This is a genomic window from Flavobacterium sp. W21_SRS_FM6 (assembly GCF_052119645.1).
GTDB lineage: Bacteria > Pseudomonadota > Gammaproteobacteria > Enterobacterales > Alteromonadaceae > Paraglaciecola.
The window spans coordinates 218,964-243,526 of sequence record NZ_JBGQOM010000002.1 but is presented as its reverse complement, the minus strand read 5'-3'; the positions used below and the strand labels follow the sequence as shown (position 1 = coordinate 243,526).

Below are 24,563 nucleotides of genomic sequence, written 5' to 3'. Positions count from 1 at the left end.
AAACGCTTCTACTGACAACTACTCCACGGTGTTGCTGAATTGATGAAGCTGTTTTTTTAAATAGCGGCTATAGGCCCAGACCATCACTAACAACCAGATTGCTCCAATAGGTACAGTCCAAAAAGCCGTGTTGATTGAAGAGAAGCTCGCCCAAAAACCCGTACCAAATGAGGCCAGTTGCACGCCCACTGACGAGCCGATAACACACATCCCCGACAATATTGGCCCTTTGTCACTATCGATATCCATTGCACTTGATAACATCAAAGGAAATAATGCCCCTAATCCTAGGCCAACCAATAGGTTACCCAAAGACATAAGTTGAGGCTCAACCGCTAATTTAATAATAAAGGCGCCTAGTGCCATAATACCTGCCAATATCAACATCAAGCGATGAGGTGACAACCAGCGCAGTAAAGTAGAAAAACCCAAACGGCTGATAACCATACCCGCGGTAAAAAAGGCGAATACCATACGCGCCTCTTCACCGGTAAAGCCTCGACCTTGTTGAGCGTAACTGACAAACCAATTTGCATTACCAAATTCAACTGCACCATAGCCTACCGCCGCTAATGCCAAGAAAAAGAAAATGGGGCGTTTAATAACTTCGCCATAAGACAAGCTTTTTCGCAGTTGTGGTTGGGTGGGAATGGCGAACTTTTTACCGCGTCGTGCAGCATACCAAGCGTATGCCGCTAAACCCACCATGGCAATTGCTAGCCATCGCAAGGGCCATCGCCAATCATGTTCGAGTAAGTATAGGGCTGAGATATAAAATGGCGCTGCCAGCGTGCCCAGACTAAACATAAAGTCCATTAAGCCCATCATAGTGGAACGACGGCTAGCATGCAGACGTGCAATCATGGTGTGGCCGATGGTGAACAAACTGGAGCTAATAAATCCCAATAAAAATGCACCGACTAGCAGCCAATGCCAGTGACTCACACTCGCCATAAATAATAATAAACCTGCCACAGAGAGCGATAAACAGGCAAACAGCGACATAAAGTCAAATTTTTGAATGTATTTTCCGCCGACAAAGGCACCAGCAATTGCACCGATAGAAATAAGCGTAAAAAACGCGCCACTGACCAACTCATTCATGGCCAACGTTTTGGCTAGGTCAGGCAGCATTATTCCCCATAGGATAAACACCATACCTAAAAGGAAAAAACCAATAAAAATGACAGATGTAGCGGTGCGACGATTCATATACCCTCCAAATTAGGCCGCTATTGTATAGATCTGAATAAGCAGTAGATAGGGGAGTCAAAATACTAAGGAGCCTCTTTTTCCACTTCGTTAATAGTAAGTCAAAAAAGCTTAGGTAAGGCGTTACTAATTTGCGTAAAGGCTGTTAAAAAATCGGCTTTTTTCTGCTTTTTTGCGGCAAAGGGAGTGTTTTTCATAATCGGATTTTCTAAGGTCTATATTAAAAATCTATTAAACTTTTGGGTTTTGATAGCGAACGTGTTGTCGATCGTTATCCTACCGAGAGTGAATCAGTACTAAGTGGCGCGAAAGTACTATTTTAAATAAGATAGTAGAGTAATTTTCTGCAAAGAACGTAAACTACAGCTAATTATTGACGGTCGCATGTGGCGACCTATTTTTAGGAAAATTATGATTAATAATGATGTGATGCGACGCGTTCGTTACATACTCGATTTTAACGATAAGCAAATGATTGAGGTCTTCGGTCAAGCAGATTATCCGGCAACGGTCGAGCAACTGCATGGGTGGTTGCGCAAGGACGATGATCCTGCTTTTGTGGCCATTAGCGATTTACAGTTTTCTTTGTTTTTAAATGGTTTAATTAATTTAAAACGGGGCAAACGTGAAGGTGTTGAAGCGCCTGTTGAACGTCGTTTAACCAATAATATTATTTTTATGAAATTGAAAATAGCTTTTAATTTACAGGCCGAAGAAGTACTCGAAATGATGGCCTTAAGTGGCTTTAAAATTAGCAAACCAGAGCTGAGCGCATTATTCAGAAAGCCTGAAAACCGCCAATATCGTTTATGTAAAGATCAAATTTTACGTAACTTTTTGAAAGGCCTGCAAATCAAAATCCGCGGCAACGGCGAGGAATAATAAAGTTTGAATTAGGCGACGTAAGTCGCCTTTTTGTTTGTGCGCCGGGCACGGCGCGCAGCGTCTTGACAGGCGCTATCTGTTGACTGTGGTGGTTAACAGATGACTTGGAGGTGGGAGTCCTCTACACACCCGGCAAGGGGAAGTGTTAACTGAACGGCAAGGGTGTCCCTCGCGAGGTGAAATCTGAAGGAAGCCGAAAGCAAAATGCTGGCCTGCCGAACAGGAGGCAGTTAAGGCGTTGTAGCAGGGTAAGGTGGCAAATATCACTAAAGCCCAATACTTGCACGGAATGTTGCAACGTAAAGTCGACAGTTATAAGCAGGAAGGTCGCGCGAATTACTCCGGGAGGTCTGAACACCTGCCGCTGTGCTACTGGCATCGGGAGGTGTCGGGATGGATGTTCAGAAGTCAGCCGAGGCCGTAGTAGTGCTTTTAACCAATAGCATGAAGGGCTGAACATAGTTAACCGTGATTAGGACTCTGGATCTCGATGTTGATTGATGATGCACAAGCGCAGGCTACTGCGGCCATGAACAGAGGACGCGAACATAATTCGCCGGTGCTGACTGATGGTGTTGAAATTGACACGACGGCCAATGGGCGAACGAAAGCGGAAATGTCGTTAACGATGGACGCAGTGATTAGTCGCAAGAACCTGATGCTGGCGTATCAGAGGGTGGTGGAAAACAAAGGTGCAGCGGGAGTTGATAAGCTCACTGTGCAGGAGTTAAAGCCATGACTGAAACAACACTGGCTCAGTGTCAAAGGCACATTGATAGCAGGTAGCTACCTGTCGCGGGCGATATGCAAAGTGGACATCCCGAAACCGAACGGTGACGAGAGAACACTGGGCATACCCACTGCGGTGGACCGGCTTATCCAGCAAGCGATGGCGCAAACATTAAGCCCTTGTGTAGATCCAAGCTTCTCAAATTCCAGCTACGGCTTCAGACCCCACCGCAATGCGTTGCAAGCGGCGCGCCATGCGCGGCAGTACATTCAAAGTGGCAAACGCTGGGTTGTGGATATGGACTTGGAGAAATTCTTTGATCGGGTAGACCACGATATTCTGATGTCGATGTTGGCCCGATCCATCAAAGATAAGCGGTTACTCAAACTAATCCGCCGTTATCTGGAAGCAGACATGGTGGAAGGAAAAGAGGTGATAAAACGGGATAAAGGCATGCCGCAAGGCGGGCCGTTATCGCCGCTGCTATCAAATATCCTGCTGGACGAACTGGATAAAGAGCTGGAGCGACGGGGCCACAGCTTCTGCCGCTATGCCGATGACTGAAACATTTATGTCAGCAGGCAAAAGGCGGGCGAGCATGCACTAAAGGATATCAGCGAGTTCTTAATTAACACCCTGAAATTACATGTGAATGTACGTAAGTTTGCAGTTGCACGGCCTTCAAAGCGCAAGTTTCTTGGCTATAGCTTCACATGGCATAAAGAAGCCCGACTGAAAATTGCCCCCGGTAGTATAGACAGGCTGAAAGATAAAATCCGAAGCCTGACCACGGGAAATGGTTCAAAATCAGTGAGAAAAGCTATTAGTGAACTGACACCAGTGCTGCGTGGTTGGATAAGCTACTTCCGACTGACACAAGTCAAAGGCGTGTTGGAAGAGCTGGATGGGTGGATAAGACGCAAACTGCGTTGCCCGTACTGGCGACAATGGAAGCGAACGTTTACCCGAGCCAACATGCTGATGAAAGCTGGTCTTACTGAAGTCAGAGCATGGGCGTCAGCATGTAACCAGCGCGGTCCGTGGTGGAATGCGGGAGCCAGCCATATGAATCAGGCGCTAAAGAAGAAGTGGTTCGAAAGGCTGGGACTGATATCACTGCTGGACTGCCACCGACTAACATGAACCATCGTATGCGGAACCGCACGTACGGTGGTGTGAGAGGACGGCGGGAGTGATCTCGCCTCCTACTCGATTGTAGCTGAATAATTTTGCATTTAAATTTAATTCAACAATTTAAAGAACAATCACCACTTGTGTTTTTTGCTTAGAAAAAAATCAATAAAAGCACGTACTTTTGGCTGTTCATATTTAACTTGATGGTAATAAATGTATGCGTTTACGTTTGAATACCAGTAATTCTCAAGAACAGGTAAAAGTGTACCACTTGCCAAACAACGGATAATATCACCGTTATCAGTTACAGCATTAATTAGACCTAAGCCTGCTGCCGCCAGTGCCGAATGACCCGTCACGGTTTTTATTGGTGCAGGAATTGTTGTTGTTTCAATGACAGTAGATTGGCTATTTGGACTTTGATTTACGACTAACATATTATCAGGTTGATCATGTAAGTAGCTAATCATTCTATGATTAGCAAGCTCTTGCGGATGTTTTGGTATACCGTATTTTGCAAGGTAAGATGGGGCCGCAAATATGCCATATTTCGCTTGCCACATTAATCGCCGCTTCATGTTTGGAAACCGTAAGCCGAGGTAGTCACCGATCCCCCAATAGATATCAAAAGGATCTTTTTCGATATCGATTATTTTTTCTTGAATATCAAAGGACAATTCCAGTGCTGGGTAAAGATTGCAAAACTCCGTTAGGAATGGGAAAACGGTTTCTTCTAACGTCATCGCCGCCTGGCAAACCACTCTTAAATCACCGCTGAGTTTACCTGCTCGTTGTTCTAACCATTGGTCTAATGCTTCATGTTTTACCAATATATTGTTTACTTGGCCAAAAAATGACTCACCAAATTCCGTCAATCTGAGGTTTCGGGTACTTCGTTCAAATAAGGGTTCACCTAATACCGATTCCAATCGTGAGATCTGCTTACTCATTGCCATTGGAGTTTGATTACGTGCATGAGCAGCAGCGGTAAAGCTACCTTGCTTAGCGACCTCAACAAAAGCTAATAAACTCTCTGTTTTAAACATGGTTATTTTTCTTCTAAAGAGGGAATTGTAATTCATTATAAACTTTTAGTTTACATAATTCATATTTTCATACTGTTTTTCTTTTGTGTCACCCTAAATATACTTCAACTTTATTGATGAGCAGGAGTGTATAAAATGGTGTGGTTAGAATATGCATTATGGATTTATTTTTGTATTTATCCGTTTTACATCGCTTTCACTTATAAACAAGAGAAAGCCTTATTGTTGAGTAATCCCAATCGTAAAATTGACTATTATTGCGTGACAATTGCTCATTTATGGTTTCCTACTGTTCTTTTGTTACTGTTAGTTTTTGGGCAGGCAATTAGTTTGGAAGCTATAGGAATTGTCTGGCAATGGAATTGGCGTACACAGCTTGCTATCGGCGCTTTTACTTTAATTGGCGCTTACATTTATATATCCTTAAAGCAACTGCGAAGCACACCTGTTTTAAAAGACGAGGTTATTGGTAAAACTGAAGATTTAGCGTGGATATTGCCGAAGACAAAACAAGAGCATAATTATTTTGTTTGGGGTGTTTCTGTATCAGCGGGTATTTGTGAGGAGTTATTGTTTCGTGGGTATCTAATTCCATTAATTAGCGCACAGTTGCCTCTTTACATGGCTGTATTTTTATCTTGCGTCATGTTTGGTTTATTCCACCTTTATCAAGGTTGGCAAGGCGTAATAAAAACCTCTGTATTGGGAGGTGTATTCGCTTTGATTTACATCGCTACAGGCTCAATTATTATTCCTATTCTTTTTCATATCTTGGTTGATGTATATAGCGGAACACTGTTTTACGTGGTTCGAAAATAACTATTTAATCACACCCTAGATTCAGTATGGTTTGCTGTTTAATGAGAACATGCCTGCCTATGTGACGATTAAGATACAAAAGAAGAGGATTTATTTTCTTCTCTGGCTGATTTTAGTTGGCGTAAATCACGAAAAGTCAGTGCGCCTCCCACAGCGATGAATAAGGCGCAGGTTCCACCTAACATAGCAGCATTAACCGGTCCCATTGCGGCAGCTAAACTGCCCGCTCTAAAATCACCCAATTGATTTGAACAGGCAATAAAGATTGAATTGACCGCGCTGACACGGCCACGAAGTTTGTCTGGTGTATTGTGTTGGACCACCGCACTGCGAATAACAACACTAAACATATCTGAGGCACCATAAACAAACAGGGCAACCGCCGAAAGCCACAGAGTGGTTGAAAAGGCAAAGGTTATGACGGATAACGCAAAAATGCCTAAGGCAATAAATAGCGTGTGGCCCGTATGGGCAAATTCACTTTTAAAATGCGATAGATACAAGCCAATTAATACGGCGCCTATCGCTGGCATGGCCCTAAGCATACCTAAGCCAGTAGGGCCTACATGCAGTATGTCTGCTGCATATATTGGCAATAAGGCCACAACACTGCCAAGTAGTACAATACATAAATCAAGGCTGAGGCTACCTAATACAATTGGATTAATTTTTAAGAACCGAAATCCACCCAGTAAATCTTTACGCCCTGCCTGCGAATGATTGGCTGGACCTATGGCGGGCAGCCTTAGAAAACTGATGAATGCAACAAACGACATGACCACTAGCAACCAATACACAAGAAGGTCAACCCAGGCAATCATTAATCCTGCCACAAAGGGACCGACAGTCAGGGCAATATTCCATACTGTACTAGTAATAGCTAATGATTGATTGAGTTGATTTTTAGTGACTAAATTGGGCAGTATTGCTTGTAAAGCGGGCGACATAAATGCTTTGCCAGTGCCATAAACACTGATTAATAACAGTAAGTGCCATTTATTGAATGTGGGGTCTTGCATGATGACTGCAATGCTTATTACCACTGCAAGTTGCACCAAGGCCCCACAGATTAAGATTTTCTTACGAGAAACATGATCGACCACCCAGCCAGTGACTAAAAATAATGCAAGAACAGGGGTAATTTGAAACAGTCCGACTAGGGCCAAATCAAAAGGATCTTTGGTCGCTTGATATAAATGCCATGCTAGTGCCACCGACATCACAGAGTCGATAAAGCTAAATGAGGCTCTGCCCAGCAAGAAATGAAGAAAAGGCGGATGTTTAAATATGCTGGATTTCATGTGTTGTTACCCTGAGATAAGGTCATATAAAATGAAGTCATGATCTCAGAAATATCTTCTTGCCTATAAAATTAAGCATGCATATTAATGAGTAAATTTGAGGTTATTGAATGATTGAATCTTTGTCTAAATATTTAAAAAACTGCGTATTTCATCTTTTCTGGCTAAACCATCCTGATATCCGAGTTCAATTAACTCGCGGCAAAATTCTTTTTCAAATAATAAATAACTCAACAAGCTAGAGTCCGCTTTGTCGTGTAAACCTAACATACGTAGTAGTAATTTTATGCCTGAGGGCATGGTAGTAAAATGTCGCGCGGCCATTTCATTAAAGCTAATGCTGGGATTAATCACTAAACACTCTATGGTTTTCAAAGAGGTTTGTTGGCGCTGCTGGTAGGTCATGTGGGCGATTGTTTGATTAATGCGTTCCATGCGCTCTAAATCTGAGCGCAAGGTATCGGCAAAGATCGTATCAAGTAAATGACCGGCAATAGCAATACTGCTGGGAAAACGTTTCATATCAGTGAATCGAGACATTCTTTGAGGTTGTTCAACGCCCACGACCATTATTTTTCTCGCCCCTAAATGAATAGCTGGACTTAAGGGAGAGAGTTGGTGCACCGAGCCATCACCTAAATATTCTCCGCCCATCTTTACTGGCGGAAACAGTAAAGGTATGGCTGATGACGCCATTAAGTGTTCTGAGTTAATGGTGCACGCCATTCCTCTGCGCTGCTCTCTGTACCACGCTTGTAAATCGTGATGACCTTGGAAAAAGCTAATAGAATCGTGGGTGGTATAACTGGATGCATTCACACATATGGCACGTAAATGTTCTGAGGCGATGTTTCGGTCGATGCGATGAAAGTCTAAATAGTGTCTGATCAGTCGGCGCAAAGGTTGGTTATTTAATAAACTGGCCGCTTTTTTTTGATGCTGTTCGGATTGAAAACTGCGTAAAAAGTTACGAGAAAGATGAAAAAATACATCTCGAATACCACTGTCATATACATGACGAGTGTTAAAGTTTTTCCAAACAGATTCGAGTTTTTTTACCCCTAAATGGTAGCAAGATGCATAACAAGCAAGGCCTGTGGCATTAAATGCGCCAGCCGAGTTGCCACATAGTATAGGGAAGGGCAGGCCATGGTTGCGTGCTAAATAGGTGGATATCGATTTAAGCACACCCAGTTGATATGCGGCTCTTGCGCCACCGCCAGAGAGTAATAAGGCGTATTCATTACGTTTTAACGTGGTTTCTGTACTCACAAACTTACACACTGTCCTTCTGCTGCGGCGAATAAAGAAAGGTCTGCTTCGGCTAACGCTATCACGTCTTGGCAATGTTCTTCAATGGCTTGAATTTCAATATCGGTACGAATGTGGTCATGACTGTATAGTGCCATGCGTTTCGCTCGACTAGCGAGAGCGAGTTTTACTGCTTCTTCTGCTACCGAATGCCCCCAGCCTGCTTTTTGTGGCATATCCGCGATCATGTATTGGGCGTCGTGAATAATTAATTCTGCGTCTCTGGCAAACTCAACCCAATCGAGAAAATCGGTGGCTTTTTTGTAAGGGGGATACAATTCGTTGTCGGTAATGTAAACCATCTTTTTGCCATTCTCTTCAATTGAAAAAGAGCTACCACTGCCTGGATGATTCATTTGCAATCGACTAATTTTAGCTGAGCCAATTTGCCATGTGTCAGTACCTTCGGGTTTGACTACAATCTGAATGCTGGAGGCCAGCGTGGTGTAGTCTACAGGAAAATAGCTGCCGCTCATTTGTTTAAGGATTGCGTCATGTTCAGCCAGTGACGTTTGCCCCGGTGTGATAAATATATTGCGTTTAGGCTGATAAATAGGCGAGAAAAAGGGAAAGCCTTGAATATGGTCCCAGTGATTATGAGACAGTAATAGATTGATATCACCACTCTTGTTAATGAGTTTTTGACCTAGATTTTTAATGCCGGTGCCAGCATCAAGGATAATGTCAGAGCCATCCTCAAGTTCAACATGTACACAGGCTGTATTACCGCCATACTTAATGAAATTCGCACCCGGTGAGGGACAAGAGCCGCGAACGCCATAAAAGGTCACTTGCATAGGTAGTTCTCTCAACTTGGAACGTTAGGTTAGCGTTAAGTCAGCTTACGATGTGATAAACAATAACACCTGAGATCAACAGTATAAGTATATTTTACCTATCATGGGTATTTTAGTTGAACAAAACCGCCGTATGTTGACGACGGTCTTATTTTATCAACAGTGTTACAGTTGGCTAACAAATTCGTTAACGGCACTTAGGTCTAACATTTGTTTTTCGCCGCTGCGGCGATTCTTATATTCAACCTTTTGCTCGTCTAAGTTCCGCTCACCAATAACAATAGTATGGGGAATACCGATTAGCTCCATATCATTAAACATTACACCAGGACGTTCTTTTCTATCGTCTAGCAATACGTCGATACCGGCCGCTTTTAAATCAGCATACATCTTTTCTGCCACTTCTTGGATACGCGGTGACTTATGCATATTCATTGGAATGATGGCAAGTTTAAAAGGGGCGATAGCGTCTGGCCAAATGATGCCATATTTGTCGTGGTTTTGCTCAATGGCTGCTGCAACGATACGAGACACGCCAATACCGTAACACCCCATGGTTAATACTTGAAATTTGCCATTTTCGTCTAACACGCCACAGTTCATGGCTTGCGAATATTTATTTCCCAGTTGGAAAATGTGGCCTACTTCAATACCCCGTTTAATATCTAGTGTGCCTTGACCATCAGGTGATGGGTCGCCAACTTGTACGTTGCGAATATCTGCCACAGTAAATGAGGCTACATCACGGCCCCAGTTTGCACCGCTATAATGATAATCGGTGTCATTTGCGCCACACACAAAATCAGCCAGATGTGCCGCACTGCGATCCACAATCACCGGAATAGTTAAACCGACAGGGCCGATAGAACCAATGGTACAATTTAAACTTGCTTCGATTAGGGCTTCGTTTGCCATGGTCAAAGGGCTAAAAACGCCCGCCTGTTTTTCTGCCTTGATTTCATTTAATTGATGATCACCACGCACGACCAAAGCGACTAAACCTTGTTTACCTTGCTCATCTGGTGTACCGAGTACAATAAGGGTTTTCACTGTTTGAGCCGCACTAACATCTAAATAGGCACACACTTCTTCGATAGTGCGCTGTTTAGGGGTCGCGACCTTGCTGAGTTCTTGTTGTGCATCTGGGCGCTCACCAGCAGGGGCAAGTGCTTCAGCCATTTCAATATTGGCAGCATAAGTTGAAACCGTGCTAAAGGCGATATCATCTTCACCTGATTCTGCCAGTACATGAAATTCGTGTGAGCCCGTTCCACCGATTGAACCGGTGTCTGCAATAACAGGACGATAATCAAGGCCGATCCGCTCAAATATGTTGCAGTAGGCTTGATACATATCTTGATAGGTGAGCTCTAAACTGTTTTGGTCCATGTGAAATGAATACGCATCTTTCATGGTGAATTCACGACCGCGCATAATGCCAAAACGGGGGCGCACTTCATCACGAAACTTCGTTTGAATTTGATACACATTTAAGGGAAGCTGTTTATAGCTGCTTACTTCGTTTTTAATTAAGGCGGTTACCACTTCCTCATGAGTTGGGCCCAATACAAAATCACGGCTATTACGATCTTTTATACGCAATAACTCTGGACCATATTGCTCCCAGCGTCCTGATTCTTGCCATAGATCAGCAGGTTGCACTACTGGCATTAGAATTTCGATAGAGCCGGCTTTGTTCATTTCATCACGCACAATCTCAGCCACTTTGTTCAACACTCGTAAGCCCGTAGGAAGCCAGTTATATAAACCCGCTGCGACCTTGCGCACCATACCTGCCCTTAACATTAACTGATGACTAATGACTTCTGCATCAGCGGGGGTTTCTTTTTGAGTTGCTAATAAATATTGGCTTGTGCGCATGCGGTTCTGTATCTCACATAAAGGATTGAAAAAACGGCGGCTATTCTATCAGCAGCAACCCAAGGGCTAAAGGCAAAAATAGCCTAATTATGGGTTTTGCTGAATATCAATGACTTGGCACTTGTCGTCTATGACGTGCCATTGAATATTTAAGTCATACAAACTCATGCCATACACCTTATGTTGCTGTGATTTACCGTGGTAGGCCGGTCTGGGATCTTGCCCTAACACATCGCTGATCGTAGCCTTTAAGTTGGGATAGAGGTTCTGCCAATGCGCTAATTGCGCTGCCGCTTTAGTGCTAAAGTCGACTTGCACTAGTTCAGGCTGGCTTTGGGCAAATCCCCCAGTGGCATGGGGTAAGGCGTCAGCGTAAGGCACATAAGGCTTTATGTCTAATATAGGGGTGCCATCGAGTAAATCCATGCCACTGACCACCAATGTTAATTTCCCTTGGTGGTGTTCTACTCTGACGAATTCCACTACCGACAAGCCCATATTGTTGGGTCTAAACGTGCTGCGGGTGGCAAATACGCCAAGTTTTTTATTCCCACCTAAGCGAGGCGGGCGAACCATGGGCGACCAACCTTGCTCTGCTGTTTGATGAAATTGAAAAATAAGCCATAAATGACTGAACTGCTCAATTCCCCTTAAACAATTAGGATCAGCATATTCAGCTAAAAACTCGATAAATCCTTCGGTATGTTTTGCTAGGCCAGGCTGTCGAGGGATGGCAAACTTTTGTTTGTAGGGTGTACGAATAACAGCGATGGGTTGCAAGGCGAGGCTCATAGGGACAACTTATGGAAAACTGCTTAGTTTATATTATTGTTTATGCGCCTATGGTTGCGCACGTTGAGTGGGAATTCAACTTAAATAGCGAGCATCTCAGCACAGGCCAGTGCTTAACCTTCAATATTAAAAAGCATAGGTAACTCATAACTGAACTAAAAGGTAGATAGAAAATCCTCAGCCCTTTGGTTAACATGCTCAGCATCACACCTAGCTGTAAGTCGCTAGCGTATTTATTGGCTCGTAAGCTGAGCTACTTTTTAAGGATCGTGTATTTGTGTTTGTACTTTCGTTAACACCCTCGCAGTTAGTGTCATCCGCATTTTTAACGCAGCTAGTGGAGCAGGGCTTAGCTCAGTTTACACTGACAAATTTGCAGCTCATTAGTTCTGCCGCTGTAGCTGGCAGCATTGAGCAAGAGGGCAGTAACACGGTATTTAAAACAAAGCCTGATAAGCAAACCTTAGTGGTATTTACCGAAGGTTTGAATCTACAATTAATAACGCAGCTCAGCGAGCAGTTAAACGCCCAACTCAATATTGCCTATTGGTATGTGGTAAAAGTGGACGGCAAACAAGATTTTGCACTCGCGGCCAAAGTGGCTGTAGTGAATGACGATGAGCTTAAACAGCAATGTGAACGCATCGCAAACCATTTTAGTGTGGAACTGTGCTTGGTAAAGCAAAAGCCAAGTTTAGACGCGGCGGGTTTGTTGCTTATGGACATGGATAGTACGGTTATTGCTTGCGAGTGTATCGACGATATTGCAATGCTGGCTGGTGTAGGTGAACAAGTTTCAGCGGTGACAGCACAAGCTATGCAAGGAAAGTTAGATTTTGCCCAAAGTTTGCGTACCCGTGTTGCGTGTTTAACCGATGCCGATGAAAGCATCTTACAAACAGTGCGTGATGCCCTGCCTTTAATGCCTGGCGTTGCTAATTTAGTTAAGGTGCTAAAACACTATAATTGGAAGGTTGCTATTGCATCCGGTGGCTTTACTTATTTTGCTGATTATTTGGCAGAGCGCCTAGAGCTTGACGCCGCAATGGCCAACAAGCTTGAAATCATCGACGGTAAATTAACGGGGAAAGTGGACGGCGATATCGTTGATGCCCAAGTAAAAGCGCACACCTTACTAGCGTTAGCAGACAAATGGTCAATTCCCCACAGTCAAACCATTGCAATGGGCGATGGCGCAAATGATTTAGTCATGATGGATGCCGCTGCCTTAGGTGTTGCCTTGCACGCCAAACCTATTGTAAGAGAAAAAGCAGACATAGCGATTCGCCGTGGTGGTTTAGATACGCTTCTGTGGATTCTCGCAGCGTAATCCTGTTTTAGCTTTAGCAGGCCACTGCCTTATAATTGCAAAAGGCAGTGGGCTGCTAAATGTGCAGTGTAATTTTTACCTATCGCAGCAAACTTTTCACTTTTTCATCCTATCTATTGTCAAAATTTTAACGTTGATGATGAATCACGTTGACCCTTTACTCGTTGTAAACCGGACCTTAACCTAGGGCTAATAGCACCAACTGTTATGGCTTATCCAGCCTAATAAGGTTAACTAGGCGTGTGGTAGTACTCTGGCATCTACCTTGCAAACTGTCCTGTTCCACAGATTTGAATGTGTGGCCAAATGCCATCAAATAAATCTAATTTAAGGAGAACAGTCATGGTATTAACGGTAAATGATGAAAAACACCCAGGTAAAGTGGCCGGGGTATTTGAACAAGAGTCGAGTGCTCAGGCGGCAATCACCCTGCTTAAAACTAAGGGGGATTTTACTGCAGAAGAAGTCGCTTTAGTCGTACCCAAGGATGAGAGATTTGCGCAAAAGGTTGAACCCGACTACAAAGGTATTGGTCGTACGCTCATAACATCTCATTTAAGATTCGGCGCGGTTGGTTTAGCACTTGGATTGATTGTAGCGGCTATTTTGAGTCAATATGGTCCAGCGCTCACCACCTCCAGTCCAGTGATGGTTTTTATTGCCCTGGCGATGGGAGGCACATTTCTTGGCTTAATGCTTGCGGGTTTAATGACCTTACGCCCTGACCATGATGGTGTTATCAATAAAACCCGCCAAGCGACCAACAATCATCAATGGACGGTTATAGTACAAACCAAAAATGATGACCAAAACAAACGGGCTAGAGAACTCTTGGGTAGCGCCGCACTTTCAGTCAGCGATACGTTTTAAGGCCTACATCTATCTAAGCCTAATTACGTCAAACTGGTTTGGCGCGAGTAGGTTGTAAAGCCTGTTTTTTAACTTCTTAACAATTGTTCAATGCCGACTTTCTGAATTTTGTGGGTGACTGGAAATTTATGATTATCGGCAATTTTTTCTTCGTTAAATTCGTAACGTCGCATTACTTCATCCGTTACATCGACTAAATCGCCAACACCGGTCACACTCCACAGCTTTTCTTCCAGTTGTTTGGCTTTATGCAGGGCATAAACGCCGACGTAATTTAATTCTGACTGCATTTTTTCAATATCTGGGCGCCCCGTTTTTGCAACAAATACTTTTAAGGCGATAAATTGCCCGTGTAACAAGGCTTGGGAAATAAATTCGCGGCGTTTCTCATGTTTAATAAATTGCTCTGATACCAAGCTTTTTATGGCATCACTTAACTGCTCTTTACTTGGATCAAAGGCGACAAACACCTCACGCATAATGGGTTTTTCGTTGGGCTTTAAGTTATGCATGGCGCTGGGAATAAAATCGTGTTTACTCATGGTGTTGCGATATAAGGGATAAAGATTTAAAAAACCGCTTTCTGACTTATAGTGCAACAAATTCGTTAGGCGATTGGTAGTGGCCCAAGTTGCGGTAGCGTCGGGCACAAAATCTATATCTTCTTTACGTAAAAAATACGCTACGTTCATCACATTTCGGGCGTAAATGTTGCGCAGCGCTTCACCAATGCCAGGTACTTCTTCTTCGTCACGATAAGCCCGTAATTTAGAGCGGTTAGCTTTTATAAGCGCATCAAAAAAGTGTTTAGCGGTAGTGTTGTGTTCGTTCACTAAGGCCTGTAGGTGCAGCACGCTGTTATCTCTAGACAGCTGACGAACATAGTAAGGCAAATCTGCTAATGCATATTTTGTGGTGACTTTCTGTAAGTTTGGAAACGTGATTTTGATTAAGCTATTTTCTTTGGATTTAAAGGGAGTATCTAACTCGATACGCAGGCCCTGGGTAGAAAAATCTTCGGTGTTTCCTTCGTAATTATGTCCATCAATATTCACTGTGATGGGAGTGCGCAACAAAAATCGCGTTTCTCGTCGTTGGTTAAAATATTTAAAACGATACACCGTCACTGTGTCGGGTAAGCGATTGCGAGGGTGGCCAAACATTTTTAACTGAGGAAGTTGGTCACGACTTATTTTTAAACGTTGATAATATTCGGTGCTGGTGTCGTCAGTGATATTCGTTAACAAGGCGACATGACTTATATTTTTTAAACGCGACATCAAACGCGGTGCGGGTTTTTGATTTTGCCTTTTTACTGACTCGTTAATGGTATTGGCAATAGACAAAGGTTGATAGCTTTGCTCGGGCGAAATGTCGGTCAGTTGTAATTTATAAATACGCCAACTGACTTTACGCGAACCATAGGCAAAAAAGAGATGTTTAAGATGGGGGGCAGCATCAAGCTCTTGTATTGTGGCCGAATAAAAATAAATTTTGTCGCCTTTGACATGATTAAACACATAAATAAAGGTCTCTTGTTGACCTTTGGGTAAAGATAAGCAGTGTTTAATACGCGCATCTGATAATAAGTAGCCAATCTTAAGATCTTGAATTTCGTTTGCCCAATATTGAATTTCTTCGCGATTACAGTCATTGGCTAAGGCGTATTTGGGACGATAGCCCTTTTCACTCTTTTCGATAAATACCGGAATAGAGGTAAAGTTAGGAATATAATATTGCTCGTAGGTTTTGTTTTGAATTGCCTGAAAGGTGTTGTCTAAATTCACCTTATAACGGCGTTTATTGCCGTGAATAAAACTCTCAAAAAACTTATCAAATGTGGGGTTAGGTGCATCTTGTACCCTTTGTAAGTTTAAGCGTTGATCATCTTTGGCTCGTTCAATACTGCCAACGGTATACGCAATGCCTTGGCGCTTATCAAGGGAGTACTCTTTTTCAAGCCCTCTGAATTGCACAGTGAGTTTTTCACCTACTTTAACTAAATGCTCTTTCCCTACTTTTACTTTTAAGCCACTGACTGAAATATCAATCGTGGTTGCCTGCATGCTTTTGTTGGCATCATTAAATATTTCGATATTGACAGAAAAATTCATGCGCTCTTCTGCACGTTGAGGAATATTGCCAAATTCAATGAGTGGCGCTAAATAAAACTCTTTTTTGATGGCCTGAGGCGCTGTTTGCGCTTTTTTTTGCTTGGCTAATTGTTGTTCTTTTCTATGCATCACCCTGAAGTTATTTTCAGTATTGGTGACCGCTTCGTATACCCCAATGGTGTATTCGCCAAATATTCTCACCTGCCTCTCTAAGGTTTCTATGGCGATTTCATCGAGGTAGTGGTCTCGACCTTCATGCGTGTACAACTGGCACTTCCCGTCAACTAAACCCCGTAAGTCAATTAATCGAATGCACGGTCTGGCTAAACGTTTTAGCTCCATCTTGAGTAAAAAACGCTTTTGTGGTGGCACATTCGCTGCAACTTGCAACAACACCTGATTAAATTCAGGTTCATTGATCATTGGCTTCAGTGCTTCAATAATTTCGTGATATTCTTCTAGGTCTTGGCTCATATCATCTTGACGTAGGGTTAATGCATTAGAATGTGCTTTAAATGTGTTTATCGGCCAGTAAACTAAATAGTTGAAAAACCTTGTAAATCGTCCATTTAATTTGCGTCCTTTAGCAATCTAAAATACGCCAACCTATAGATGATAATCAACCTGTATTGAGTACTTATTATCATGGCAAAACGTAAGACTTCTTTTGTATGTTCTGACTGCGGAGCAGAATTTCCCCGCTGGCAGGGGCAATGCAATGATTGTCAGGCATGGAATACTATCACTGAGTTTGTGGTCTCATCCGCTAAAAGTTCTGCCGTGAGGCAAGGTGGCGGTTATTCGGGGCAAACTCTGGCGCAAGTCGAAAATTTACAAGACATTGATTTACAAGCGTTGCCACGGATTTCTTCTGGTTTTAAAGAGCTTGATCGGGTTCTAGGGGGGGGCATTGTGCCTGGCTCTGCCATGTTGATAGGCGGTTCGCCGGGTGCGGGCAAAAGTACCCTCTTGCTGCAAGTCATGTGTTTAATGGCGGCAGGGCGAAGCGCACTATACGTAACAGGTGAAGAATCTTTGCAACAAGTTGCGATGCGGGCAGAGCGATTGGGCTTAGCAAAAGATAAGTTAAAGCTACTGGCCGAAACGAATATCGACACTATTTGCGAATTAGCGCTGCAGCACAAACCTGACATCATGGTGATTGACTCAATTCAAGTCATGCAAGTGGCTGAGGTCCAATCAGCGCCGGGCAGTGTGTCGCAAGTGCGTGAAAGTGCCGCTTATTTAACCCGTTTTGCCAAACAACATCATATTGCGATGTTTTTGGTAGGGCATGTAACCAAAGACGGTAGCTTAGCCGGTCCGAAAGTTTTGGAGCATTGTATTGACTGTTCAATGATGCTCGAAGGAGAGAGTGATAGTCGCTATCGCACTTTACGCAGTCAAAAAAATCGCTTTGGTGCGGTGAATGAGTTAGGCGTTTTTGCCATGACAGAGCGCGGTTTACGAGAAGTCAGCAACCCTTCGGCGATATTTCTGAGTCGCGGCGAAGAGCAGTCTCCCGGAAGCATCGTGATGGTGGTGTGGGAAGGGACGCGTCCATTATTAGTGGAGATTCAGGCGCTGGTGGATTATTCACAGATGGCAAATCCTCGAAGAGTCGCGGTGGGTTTGGAGCAAAATCGCTTGGCCATGTTACTCGCTGTCTTGCATCGTCATGGCAACGTCCAAATGAATGACCAAGATGTATTTGCCAATGTGGTAGGTGGCGTTAAAGTGGCAGAAACCAGTGCAGATTTGGCGCTGCTATTATCTATTGTATCGAGTTTTCGGAATAAGCCCCTAGATAAAGAGTTAATCGCCTTTGGCGAAGTGGGGTTGGCAGGGGAAATTCGCCCTGTTCCGAATGGCTCAGAACGCATAAGTGAGGCGGCCAAGCACGGTTTTAAACGTGCTATTGTGCCTAAAGCCAATGTGCCAAAACAAAAAATAGCTGGGATTGAAATAGTCGGTGTATCACGTTTAAGTGAGGCCTTAGAAGCTCTATAAGGTGATTGTCTGCGAAGCCAGTTGTGTTGCAACGCTTATATGATGGGTATTAAAGCACCGGGCAAGTTAAAAAAAGTCCTACCACTCCAGCGAATAGGCCATAGATGAGCACCACCAAAGCAGTCCGTTTTAAGATATATCCTTCTTGATGAGTGAGGGATAAAACAGAGGCGACCGCTACAATGTTGTTTATGCAAATCATGTTGCCCATTGCTGCCCCTACCGATTGCATTGCTAAAATAGTGCTGACATTAAGGCCTTGCTCGGTCGCAATGATTTGTTGCACTGTAGCAAATGTCAGGTTAGAAACGGTGGCTGAGCCTGAAAAAAAGGACCCTAAGGCGCCTAAAAATGGAGCGAACCAAGGCCAATGTTGTCCACCCAAACTCGCCAAGTGTCGACCAATTTGATTAACCGCAGACGCTTGCTCACCCAGCATCATTAAATTGACAAACACCAGAGCGCCCATCAAGGCAATGACCGGTTTTAACATACTTGTTTGGGTTTGTTGAATAACCCTAAGAAAAGCCTTTTTTCTAAACCACACAAGGCTCAGCGTGCCGACAACTAAAAAAGGAATAAAGGATGGTACGTACAAAACGCTATGCTGCCATGTGACTGCAGTGCCTAAAATATGTTGTAGATTAAGCACTAAGGCCGCGCTAATACTGAAATCTCCCATAATGCCTAAATTAATATGCCAGGCAGGTTCGGTAAGTTGTAACAAAGGTTTTAGCCCTAACTGGGGAATGCGGGTCAGCACCAAAACCAATATCGTTCCCCATAGAGGAAAGCTAGCCTTGAACAATACGTAAAACGAAATGTTACTTTGTGGTTGAACCTCAATGGCTTCAGGCCCCTTAGACAAGCCGATTTTATACTTTGCTAATAGTAAGGTGATTACTAAGCCAAGTAAGCCGCCGAGCAAGGAAGGAAATTCAACACTTATTCGGCTCAATGCTAAGTAGGGTAAGGTACAAGCAAAGATTGAAAGTAAAATAAAACCTACGTTTTGCCATAGGAGACGTTTTTGCCTCAGTACCAACGATAAGGCAATCAGCACAATAAACGGGGCAACACTGGTGTTGATAAGTGCTGACTTCCAGCCAACATCAGCAAGTTGTTGTGGAAGGAGGTCGACAAGAGAAAGGCCAAACCAAATCGGGGTTCCAACGGCGCCGAATGTCACCGGAATAGAATTCAAAATAAGGCAGCATATTGCCACCCGTAAGGCTGGAAAGCCTAGACTAACTAATATTGGTGCGGCAATGGCCGCGGGGGTGCCAAAACCGCTGGCCCCTTCAATTAAAAATGCAAAGGCCCAAGCAACGATCATCAATTGCGCAACGGGGTTGCTACTAATTTGATTTAGCCATTGCCGAATAATATCTAAGGCACCCGTCTCTTCCATACAGCGAAACAGAAAAATCGCCCCCGCGATGATAAGAATGGGTGTCCATGCTTTTAATAATCCAGCGACTACGTTGGCGTTCACCAAAGTGAAGTCTTGGCCAAACATCAGCAATACAACAAAATAGGCAACCACCGCGCATAGTGGCAAAGCGTAATTGGCGGGTAAGTTATTCTTTTTGCTCATTAAATAAATCAGCAAAAGGATAGGGAAATAGGCAAATCCAAGCGTTAGCATATCTACCGTTTTACCCCCTTATTTGTCGACAATAAGAATTGCAGAGAGGCTAAATCAGTTTTTAGCCCCGGAGTAAAGCGGCAAGATCCCGTTGCAACAGATGCTCATCACTGAGATTAAGCGCGATAAGGCTGCGCAGGGTAGTGGCACTATCGATATCTAACAAGGTGCAGTGAAAGCCTATTTGTTCTTTATCGATGTGGCTAATGTGACCCTGCATAACGATAGATGTACTTGAATCTTGCAAGGTAAAGGACAATGTCATTTCGTCACCCGTTTTTAATTGGGCACCCGCAGGCACGTTAAGTAAGGCGCCTTTAAATGAAAGATCAATGATCTCCGTCTGCCATTGTAAACCTGCAGTGAAGAGAGTTGCCTCAGTACAAAAGGGGACTCTGTTAAAATGTCTACGTTCCATTTTGTGAGCACCTATCAAATTGAATACTATGAGCATAACGGTTTTTGACCGCTATGTATTGTTTTATGCCATCAAATTGTTGTCGCTTAAACGTCTTTCATTTGCAAACTAATACACAACGCTGAAGCACTAGATAATGCAAATATTGCAAACACAGCCGTCAGTGAAAATTGCGCCAATAGCGCACTGAGTAAACCCAGTAGCAGAAGTAAAAATCCTATGATGGTATTGCTCACCGCCACATAGCGGGTACGTTGATTACCGTTAGCCATATTAACCAAATAGGTTTTGCGGCCTAATCTGACGCCTTGATGAGTCACGGACAATAGAAAAAATAAAGACATCACCAACCAGCTATTATTTGATAGACCTAATGCATCTATAACACCACCACTTAGGCACAATAAAGTGACAAGTAGTGCAGTAATCACAATAACGCAGCGACTAGAATTGTCGGCTAACTTACCCCACACAGATGCACTAACAAAACTGGCTAAGCCGCTGATTACGATAAATAAGCCCAAATTCGTGTAGTGGTTATCTTGTTGATTGGACTGCGCTAAAATAATGAAATAGGGAGCACTTAAGCCAGAACTCATGAGTAAACAGCGGGTAACGACAAATTGCCTAAATTCCTTATCGTCTTTGACTATATTCAGGCTTTTTAGGGCATGTAAAAAACCGTTGTCACTGCCTTCGGTTTCACCATCAAATTCCCTAACCAGCTGATAAAGCGCAGCGGATATAAACCAACAGGCTGCGGCGCCTACCAATAACCACGGTAAATTTGTTTGCATATTAAGATCAAAAAGCAAGACAAAACCTACGACCATGCCAATAGCGCCCGCCGCTGTCGCTGCATAGCCTGACAGGCTACCTCGTTTTTGTTTAGCAATGGTTTTGCCTAATACATCTTTAGACGCAATTGAGCATAGGCCCCTGGCCAGACTGAAAACAGACAACAATGCAACAATAGCTAAACCACCGGTTAAGTCCCGTAGGTTCACTATTACCCACGCCATTCCCGCGATACTAAGAGCTTGAATACAGGCACCTAACACATAGAAGGTCTTGCGTTGAGCGAAACGACGGATAACACCACCGATAAACAGTTGTGGAATAAGTGAGCCTGACTCTCGTATCGGAACCAACAAGCCACTCAGAAACACCGGCGCACCGATACTGGTCATCAACCACGGCAAAACAACCTTAGCACTCGCCAAGGCATCCGCTAATTTACTAAAAAACTGACTACACAAAATCAAGGTAAAATTACCGCGAACTACCTTGCAGGCATCTTCGCTAATGTCTTTACAGACTCGTGCGTCTTCTTCATCGTTGAAGACTTCGGTTAGTCGTGAAAGGTGATCTGTCATTACCGATCTGATATTACTGATTAAAACACCTATAGTGCCGATAATTTGAAAGTGTGTCGATGATATATTGTGGCTCGTCTGACAGGCTTGCATCCGAGTCATAAACGGCAGAATACAGCCCCAATGAAGTGGGGCTGTATTTAGTAAAACTTAGCGCGAACAGGGCTTAATGAATCAAACCACGGCGTTTTAATAAAGCATCGGTACTGGGTTGTTTACCTCTGAATTCGGTATAGCTTTGCATTAAGTCTTTACTGTTACCGATAGACAAAATTTTCTGACGGAAATCATCGCCGTTCTCTCGTGTCATACCACCTTTGTTTTGAATGTGGGCAAACGCATCTGCGGCAAATACTTCAGTCCATAAATAGGCGTAGTAGCCAGCAGAGTAGCCTCCTGCAAAAGTATGACTAAAATAAGCCGATTTGTAGCGTGGCGGGATAGGGGCGTAATCTAGGCCATGTTTGGCAAGGGCTTGTTGCTCAAAACTAGCGACATCACTTATGTTTGTATCAGCGCTGAGCATGTGCCATTCCATATCAAGTAGAGCGGCGGCTAAATATTCAACGGTGTCGTAACCTTGGCCAAATTTTACTGAGTCGAGCACCCGCTCGAGCAACGCTGGTGGAATGGTTTCGCCCGTTTTATCGTGTAGGGCATAGTTAGCAATAACGCTTGGCTCGATATCCCAATCTTCATTGAATTGTGAAGGAAACTCAACAAAGTCACGGGCAGTCGAAGTACCCGCTAAGCTGGGATATTTTACCTCTGAAAACAAACCATGGGCAGCATGACCAAACTCATGAAACAGTGTGGTGGCTTCATCAAAAGACAGTAGAGTAGGTTGACCACTGGTCGGTTTAACAATATTGAGTACATTAAACACCACTGGTTTTTCATCAAGTAAATAACTCTGACTCACAAAGGCATCCATCCATGCACCACCGCCTTTTCCTTCACGAGCATAGGGGTCAAAATAAAATAAACCTATGCTGCTGTTATCTTCATTGAAGACTTCAAAAAGGCGCACATCTTCATGGTAAACCGGTAAGTCCGTGCGTTCTTTAAAGTGAATGCCGTAAAACTTTTCCATCGCGAAAAACAAACCATTTTCTAGTACGGAATTGAGCTCGAAGTATGGTTTGACTTGGCTATCATCCAAGTCAAACTTGGCCTTTCTGACTTTTTCCGCATAGTAAGCCCAATCCCACGCTTGCACTGGGCCATCAATTCCATCCGCTTTCATTTGTACCTCAATATCAGCCGCTTCAATTTTAGCTTTTGCGAGTGCTTGAGGGGCGAGGCCGTCAAGAATAGCGAAAATAGCGTTTGGCTCTTTGGCCATTTGATCGGCCGTGGCATAGCTCGCCCAATTGGGATAACCCAATAAACTGGCTTTTTGCGCGCGTAATTTAACTAACGCTAATAATACCGGACCATTACTGTCCATGGCGCGATTAGCTGAGGTTTGCCAAATTTTTTGACGCATTTCACGATTAGATAAACTGGATAAAATGGGTTGGCGAGTAGTATTAACCAGAGTGATCAAATAGCCCTCTTTACCAACGGCTTGGGCCGCTTCGGCTAAACCATTGATATCAGCGTCTGATAAACCTGCGAGCAAGGCTCTGTCTTCAACGATGATCACATCATTTTTAAAAGAGGCCATGAGGTTTTGTGAAAATTCCGTTTGCAGCGTAGAAATCTGTTCGTTAATGGCGCGCATTTGGTTTTTTTCTGCGTCAGTTAATTTAGCGCCAGCCCGCAAAAATTCATTGTAATAAAATTCAACCAAGTGTTGATCTTCTGCATTTAAGGCGGCTTTTTCGGCGTAAATCGCTGCAACTCGCTCAAACAGATTCGGGTTTAAATAAATATTATCTGAATGCGCCGATAACTTGGGGGCTAATTCTGCTTCAATTTTTTGATATTCAGGGGTAGAGATGACACCTGATAAAGGAAAAAATACCTGAGATACACGCTTAAGCAAGGTATCAGAACGCTCCATCGCTACTAGGGTATTGTCAAACGTCGCGGCTTTGGGATTATTCGCGATGCGGGTTATTTCAGATTGTTGTTGTGCCATGCCTTCAGTGAAAGCCGGCAAATAATCCGCCATCGTAATTTTGTCAAACTGAGGAGCTTGGTCAAATAGCGGACTTGGGCTCATAAAAATATTCGTGTTTTTGATTTGCATAGCGCCTGCTTGTTGTGGCTGATTAACAGCATCGGTGGAAGCTGAAGGGGAACAGGCTGAGATTGTCAAAGCGGCACTGATCGCCGTGGTTAGAAGAGCTTTACGCATAGTTACTCCATCGCATAAGCACCGTTTTATTTCGATTACGGTTTAATTATTTTTTACGAAGCGGCACTCTAGCACGCGTTGGTGAAGTGCTCAATTACCGAAAATAGCCCGAGCTAGCACGCCCCTTAAAAGCGCAAAGGTTTACAAGCCGCGGTGCAGACAACGCCTCATTAGCTGTTAATTAAACTATTGATTATTGGAGCAAAGGATAGATTTACCAGCAGCAGGCGGGCCTGAATTGGGGGCAACCAAAGACCCACAAGCTTTGTAACACAGTATGTCAGACCTAAACCTTACAACATGTTGGTTGACATCCTTTTTCCAAAGGGACATAAAAAAAGGCCAATAACTGGCCTTAAATCAATACGAACTGAAACTTAGTTAGCGGCATCTTGCACTGCTTCACCCGCACTTTCGATATCTTCACCTGCACCTTCCATTGTTGCGCAGCCTGCCAAGCCAACAAGCATAACCAGACCAAGTGCTAGGGTTTTTAAAAAGTTTGCATTTAATAATTTCATGATAAGTGTGCCTCTTGTTTAAGTGTTTTACTCTACTGTTTACGGTAGTCTTTAATCACACCT

General features: G+C 43.6%; 21 protein-coding genes. 8 read left to right on the top strand and 13 right to left on the bottom strand.

Going from position 1 to position 24,563, the window contains the following annotated elements; genetic code table 11:
- Window positions 1–18: 18 nt before the first annotated feature.
- On the bottom strand, window positions 19–1,212 hold the full coding sequence (locus ACEN2L_RS04270; RefSeq protein ID WP_441741967.1) for an MFS transporter: 1,194 nt from the start codon (window positions 1,210–1,212) through the stop codon (window positions 19–21).
- A gap of 411 nt (window positions 1,213–1,623) precedes the next feature.
- On the opposite strand from ACEN2L_RS04270, the gene ACEN2L_RS04265 reads away from it, so the two are divergent.
- The 4 genes from ACEN2L_RS04265 to ACEN2L_RS04250 all read left to right on the top strand — a co-directional run bounded on the left by ACEN2L_RS04265 (window position 1,624) and on the right by ACEN2L_RS04250 (window position 3,970).
- Window positions 1,624–2,094, top strand: a complete 471-nt coding sequence (locus tag ACEN2L_RS04265) for a DUF1456 family protein (protein WP_441741965.1) — start codon at window positions 1,624–1,626, stop codon at window positions 2,092–2,094.
- Between the two features lie 493 nt (window positions 2,095–2,587).
- Window positions 2,588–2,836, top strand: a complete 249-nt coding sequence (locus tag ACEN2L_RS04260) for a hypothetical protein (protein ID WP_441741963.1) — start codon at window positions 2,588–2,590, stop codon at window positions 2,834–2,836.
- A gap of 72 nt (window positions 2,837–2,908) precedes the next feature.
- Window positions 2,909–3,391 (top strand): reverse transcriptase domain-containing protein, encoded by a 483-nt coding sequence (locus tag ACEN2L_RS04255; protein ID WP_441741961.1) that lies wholly within the window; start codon window positions 2,909–2,911, stop codon window positions 3,389–3,391.
- An 84-nt stretch (window positions 3,392–3,475) separates the two neighbouring features.
- Window positions 3,476–3,970 (top strand): group II intron maturase-specific domain-containing protein, encoded by a 495-nt coding sequence (locus tag ACEN2L_RS04250; protein WP_441741959.1) that lies wholly within the window; start codon window positions 3,476–3,478, stop codon window positions 3,968–3,970.
- 122 nt (window positions 3,971–4,092) lie between these two features.
- On the opposite strand, the gene ACEN2L_RS04245 is transcribed toward ACEN2L_RS04250, so the two are convergent.
- A complete protein-coding gene (locus tag ACEN2L_RS04245; protein ID WP_441741957.1) occupies window positions 4,093–5,007 on the bottom strand; it encodes a LysR family transcriptional regulator in 915 nt (304 codons plus the stop codon).
- Window positions 5,008–5,229: 222 nt separating this feature from the next.
- Here ACEN2L_RS04245 and ACEN2L_RS04240 point away from each other — a divergent pair, with 222 nt between their 5' ends.
- Window positions 5,230–5,826, top strand: coding sequence for a CPBP family intramembrane glutamic endopeptidase (locus ACEN2L_RS04240; RefSeq protein ID WP_441741955.1), 597 nt, complete (start codon window positions 5,230–5,232; stop codon window positions 5,824–5,826).
- 68 nt (window positions 5,827–5,894) lie between these two features.
- Here ACEN2L_RS04240 and ACEN2L_RS04235 read toward each other — a convergent pair whose 3' ends face one another.
- The 5 genes from ACEN2L_RS04235 to tsaA all read right to left on the bottom strand — a co-directional run bounded on the left by ACEN2L_RS04235 (window position 5,895) and on the right by tsaA (window position 11,908).
- Window positions 5,895–7,127 carry an MFS transporter gene (locus ACEN2L_RS04235; protein ID WP_441741953.1) on the bottom strand — a complete coding sequence of 411 codons (1,233 nt, stop codon included), beginning with the start codon at window positions 7,125–7,127 and terminating at the stop codon, window positions 5,895–5,897.
- Between the two features lie 126 nt (window positions 7,128–7,253).
- A complete protein-coding gene (locus ACEN2L_RS04230) occupies window positions 7,254–8,399 on the bottom strand; it encodes a patatin-like phospholipase family protein (RefSeq protein WP_306021212.1) in 1,146 nt (381 codons plus the stop codon).
- Window positions 8,396–9,235 carry an MBL fold metallo-hydrolase gene (locus ACEN2L_RS04225; protein ID WP_441741951.1) on the bottom strand — a complete coding sequence of 280 codons (840 nt, stop codon included), beginning with the start codon at window positions 9,233–9,235 and terminating at the stop codon, window positions 8,396–8,398. Before ACEN2L_RS04225 ends, ACEN2L_RS04230 begins: the two co-directional genes overlap by 4 nt.
- Window positions 9,236–9,400: 165 nt before the next feature.
- A complete protein-coding gene (locus ACEN2L_RS04220) occupies window positions 9,401–11,116 on the bottom strand; it encodes a proline--tRNA ligase (RefSeq protein WP_306021214.1) in 1,716 nt (571 codons plus the stop codon).
- A gap of 87 nt (window positions 11,117–11,203) precedes the next feature.
- The gene (gene tsaA, locus ACEN2L_RS04215; protein WP_441741949.1) at window positions 11,204–11,908 is read right to left on the bottom strand and encodes a tRNA (N6-threonylcarbamoyladenosine(37)-N6)-methyltransferase TrmO; all 705 of its coding nucleotides are present in this window, start codon (window positions 11,906–11,908) and stop codon (window positions 11,204–11,206) included.
- Window positions 11,909–12,185: 277 nt separating this feature from the next.
- Between tsaA and serB the strand changes: the two genes are divergently transcribed.
- Both serB and ACEN2L_RS04205 read left to right on the top strand, forming a co-directional pair.
- On the top strand, window positions 12,186–13,238 hold the full coding sequence (serB, locus tag ACEN2L_RS04210) for a phosphoserine phosphatase SerB (RefSeq protein ID WP_441741947.1): 1,053 nt from the start codon (window positions 12,186–12,188) through the stop codon (window positions 13,236–13,238).
- 342 nt (window positions 13,239–13,580) lie between these two features.
- Window positions 13,581–14,108 carry a hypothetical protein gene (locus ACEN2L_RS04205; protein ID WP_441741945.1) on the top strand — a complete coding sequence of 176 codons (528 nt, stop codon included), beginning with the start codon at window positions 13,581–13,583 and terminating at the stop codon, window positions 14,106–14,108.
- Between the two features lie 68 nt (window positions 14,109–14,176).
- Here ACEN2L_RS04205 and ACEN2L_RS04200 read toward each other — a convergent pair whose 3' ends face one another.
- On the bottom strand, window positions 14,177–16,696 hold the full coding sequence (locus ACEN2L_RS04200; RefSeq protein ID WP_441741943.1) for a PilZ domain-containing protein: 2,520 nt from the start codon (window positions 16,694–16,696) through the stop codon (window positions 14,177–14,179).
- A 171-nt stretch (window positions 16,697–16,867) separates the two neighbouring features.
- Here ACEN2L_RS04200 and radA point away from each other — a divergent pair, with 171 nt between their 5' ends.
- On the top strand, window positions 16,868–18,232 hold the full coding sequence (radA, locus tag ACEN2L_RS04195; protein ID WP_306021219.1) for a DNA repair protein RadA: 1,365 nt from the start codon (window positions 16,868–16,870) through the stop codon (window positions 18,230–18,232).
- Between the two features lie 49 nt (window positions 18,233–18,281).
- Here the strand turns inward: radA and ACEN2L_RS04190 are convergent, their stop codons facing one another.
- The 5 genes from ACEN2L_RS04190 to ACEN2L_RS04170 all read right to left on the bottom strand — a co-directional run bounded on the left by ACEN2L_RS04190 (window position 18,282) and on the right by ACEN2L_RS04170 (window position 24,500).
- The gene (locus tag ACEN2L_RS04190) at window positions 18,282–19,880 is read right to left on the bottom strand and encodes an L-lactate permease (RefSeq protein ID WP_441741941.1); all 1,599 of its coding nucleotides are present in this window, start codon (window positions 19,878–19,880) and stop codon (window positions 18,282–18,284) included.
- A 61-nt stretch (window positions 19,881–19,941) separates the two neighbouring features.
- Window positions 19,942–20,298, bottom strand: coding sequence for a PilZ domain-containing protein (locus ACEN2L_RS04185; protein WP_441741939.1), 357 nt, complete (start codon window positions 20,296–20,298; stop codon window positions 19,942–19,944).
- Window positions 20,299–20,384: 86 nt separating this feature from the next.
- Complete coding sequence (locus ACEN2L_RS04180; protein ID WP_441741937.1) at window positions 20,385–21,674, bottom strand: MFS transporter; 1,290 nt, start codon at window positions 21,672–21,674, stop codon at window positions 20,385–20,387.
- A 166-nt stretch (window positions 21,675–21,840) separates the two neighbouring features.
- Entirely contained in the window at window positions 21,841–23,979 is a 2,139-nt protein-coding gene (locus tag ACEN2L_RS04175) for a M3 family metallopeptidase (RefSeq protein WP_441741935.1), read from the bottom strand.
- A gap of 377 nt (window positions 23,980–24,356) precedes the next feature.
- Window positions 24,357–24,500: an entericidin A/B family lipoprotein gene (locus ACEN2L_RS04170; protein WP_306021224.1), complete on the bottom strand. Its 144-nt coding sequence runs from the start codon at window positions 24,498–24,500 to the stop codon at window positions 24,357–24,359.
- Window positions 24,501–24,563 lie beyond the last annotated feature (63 nt).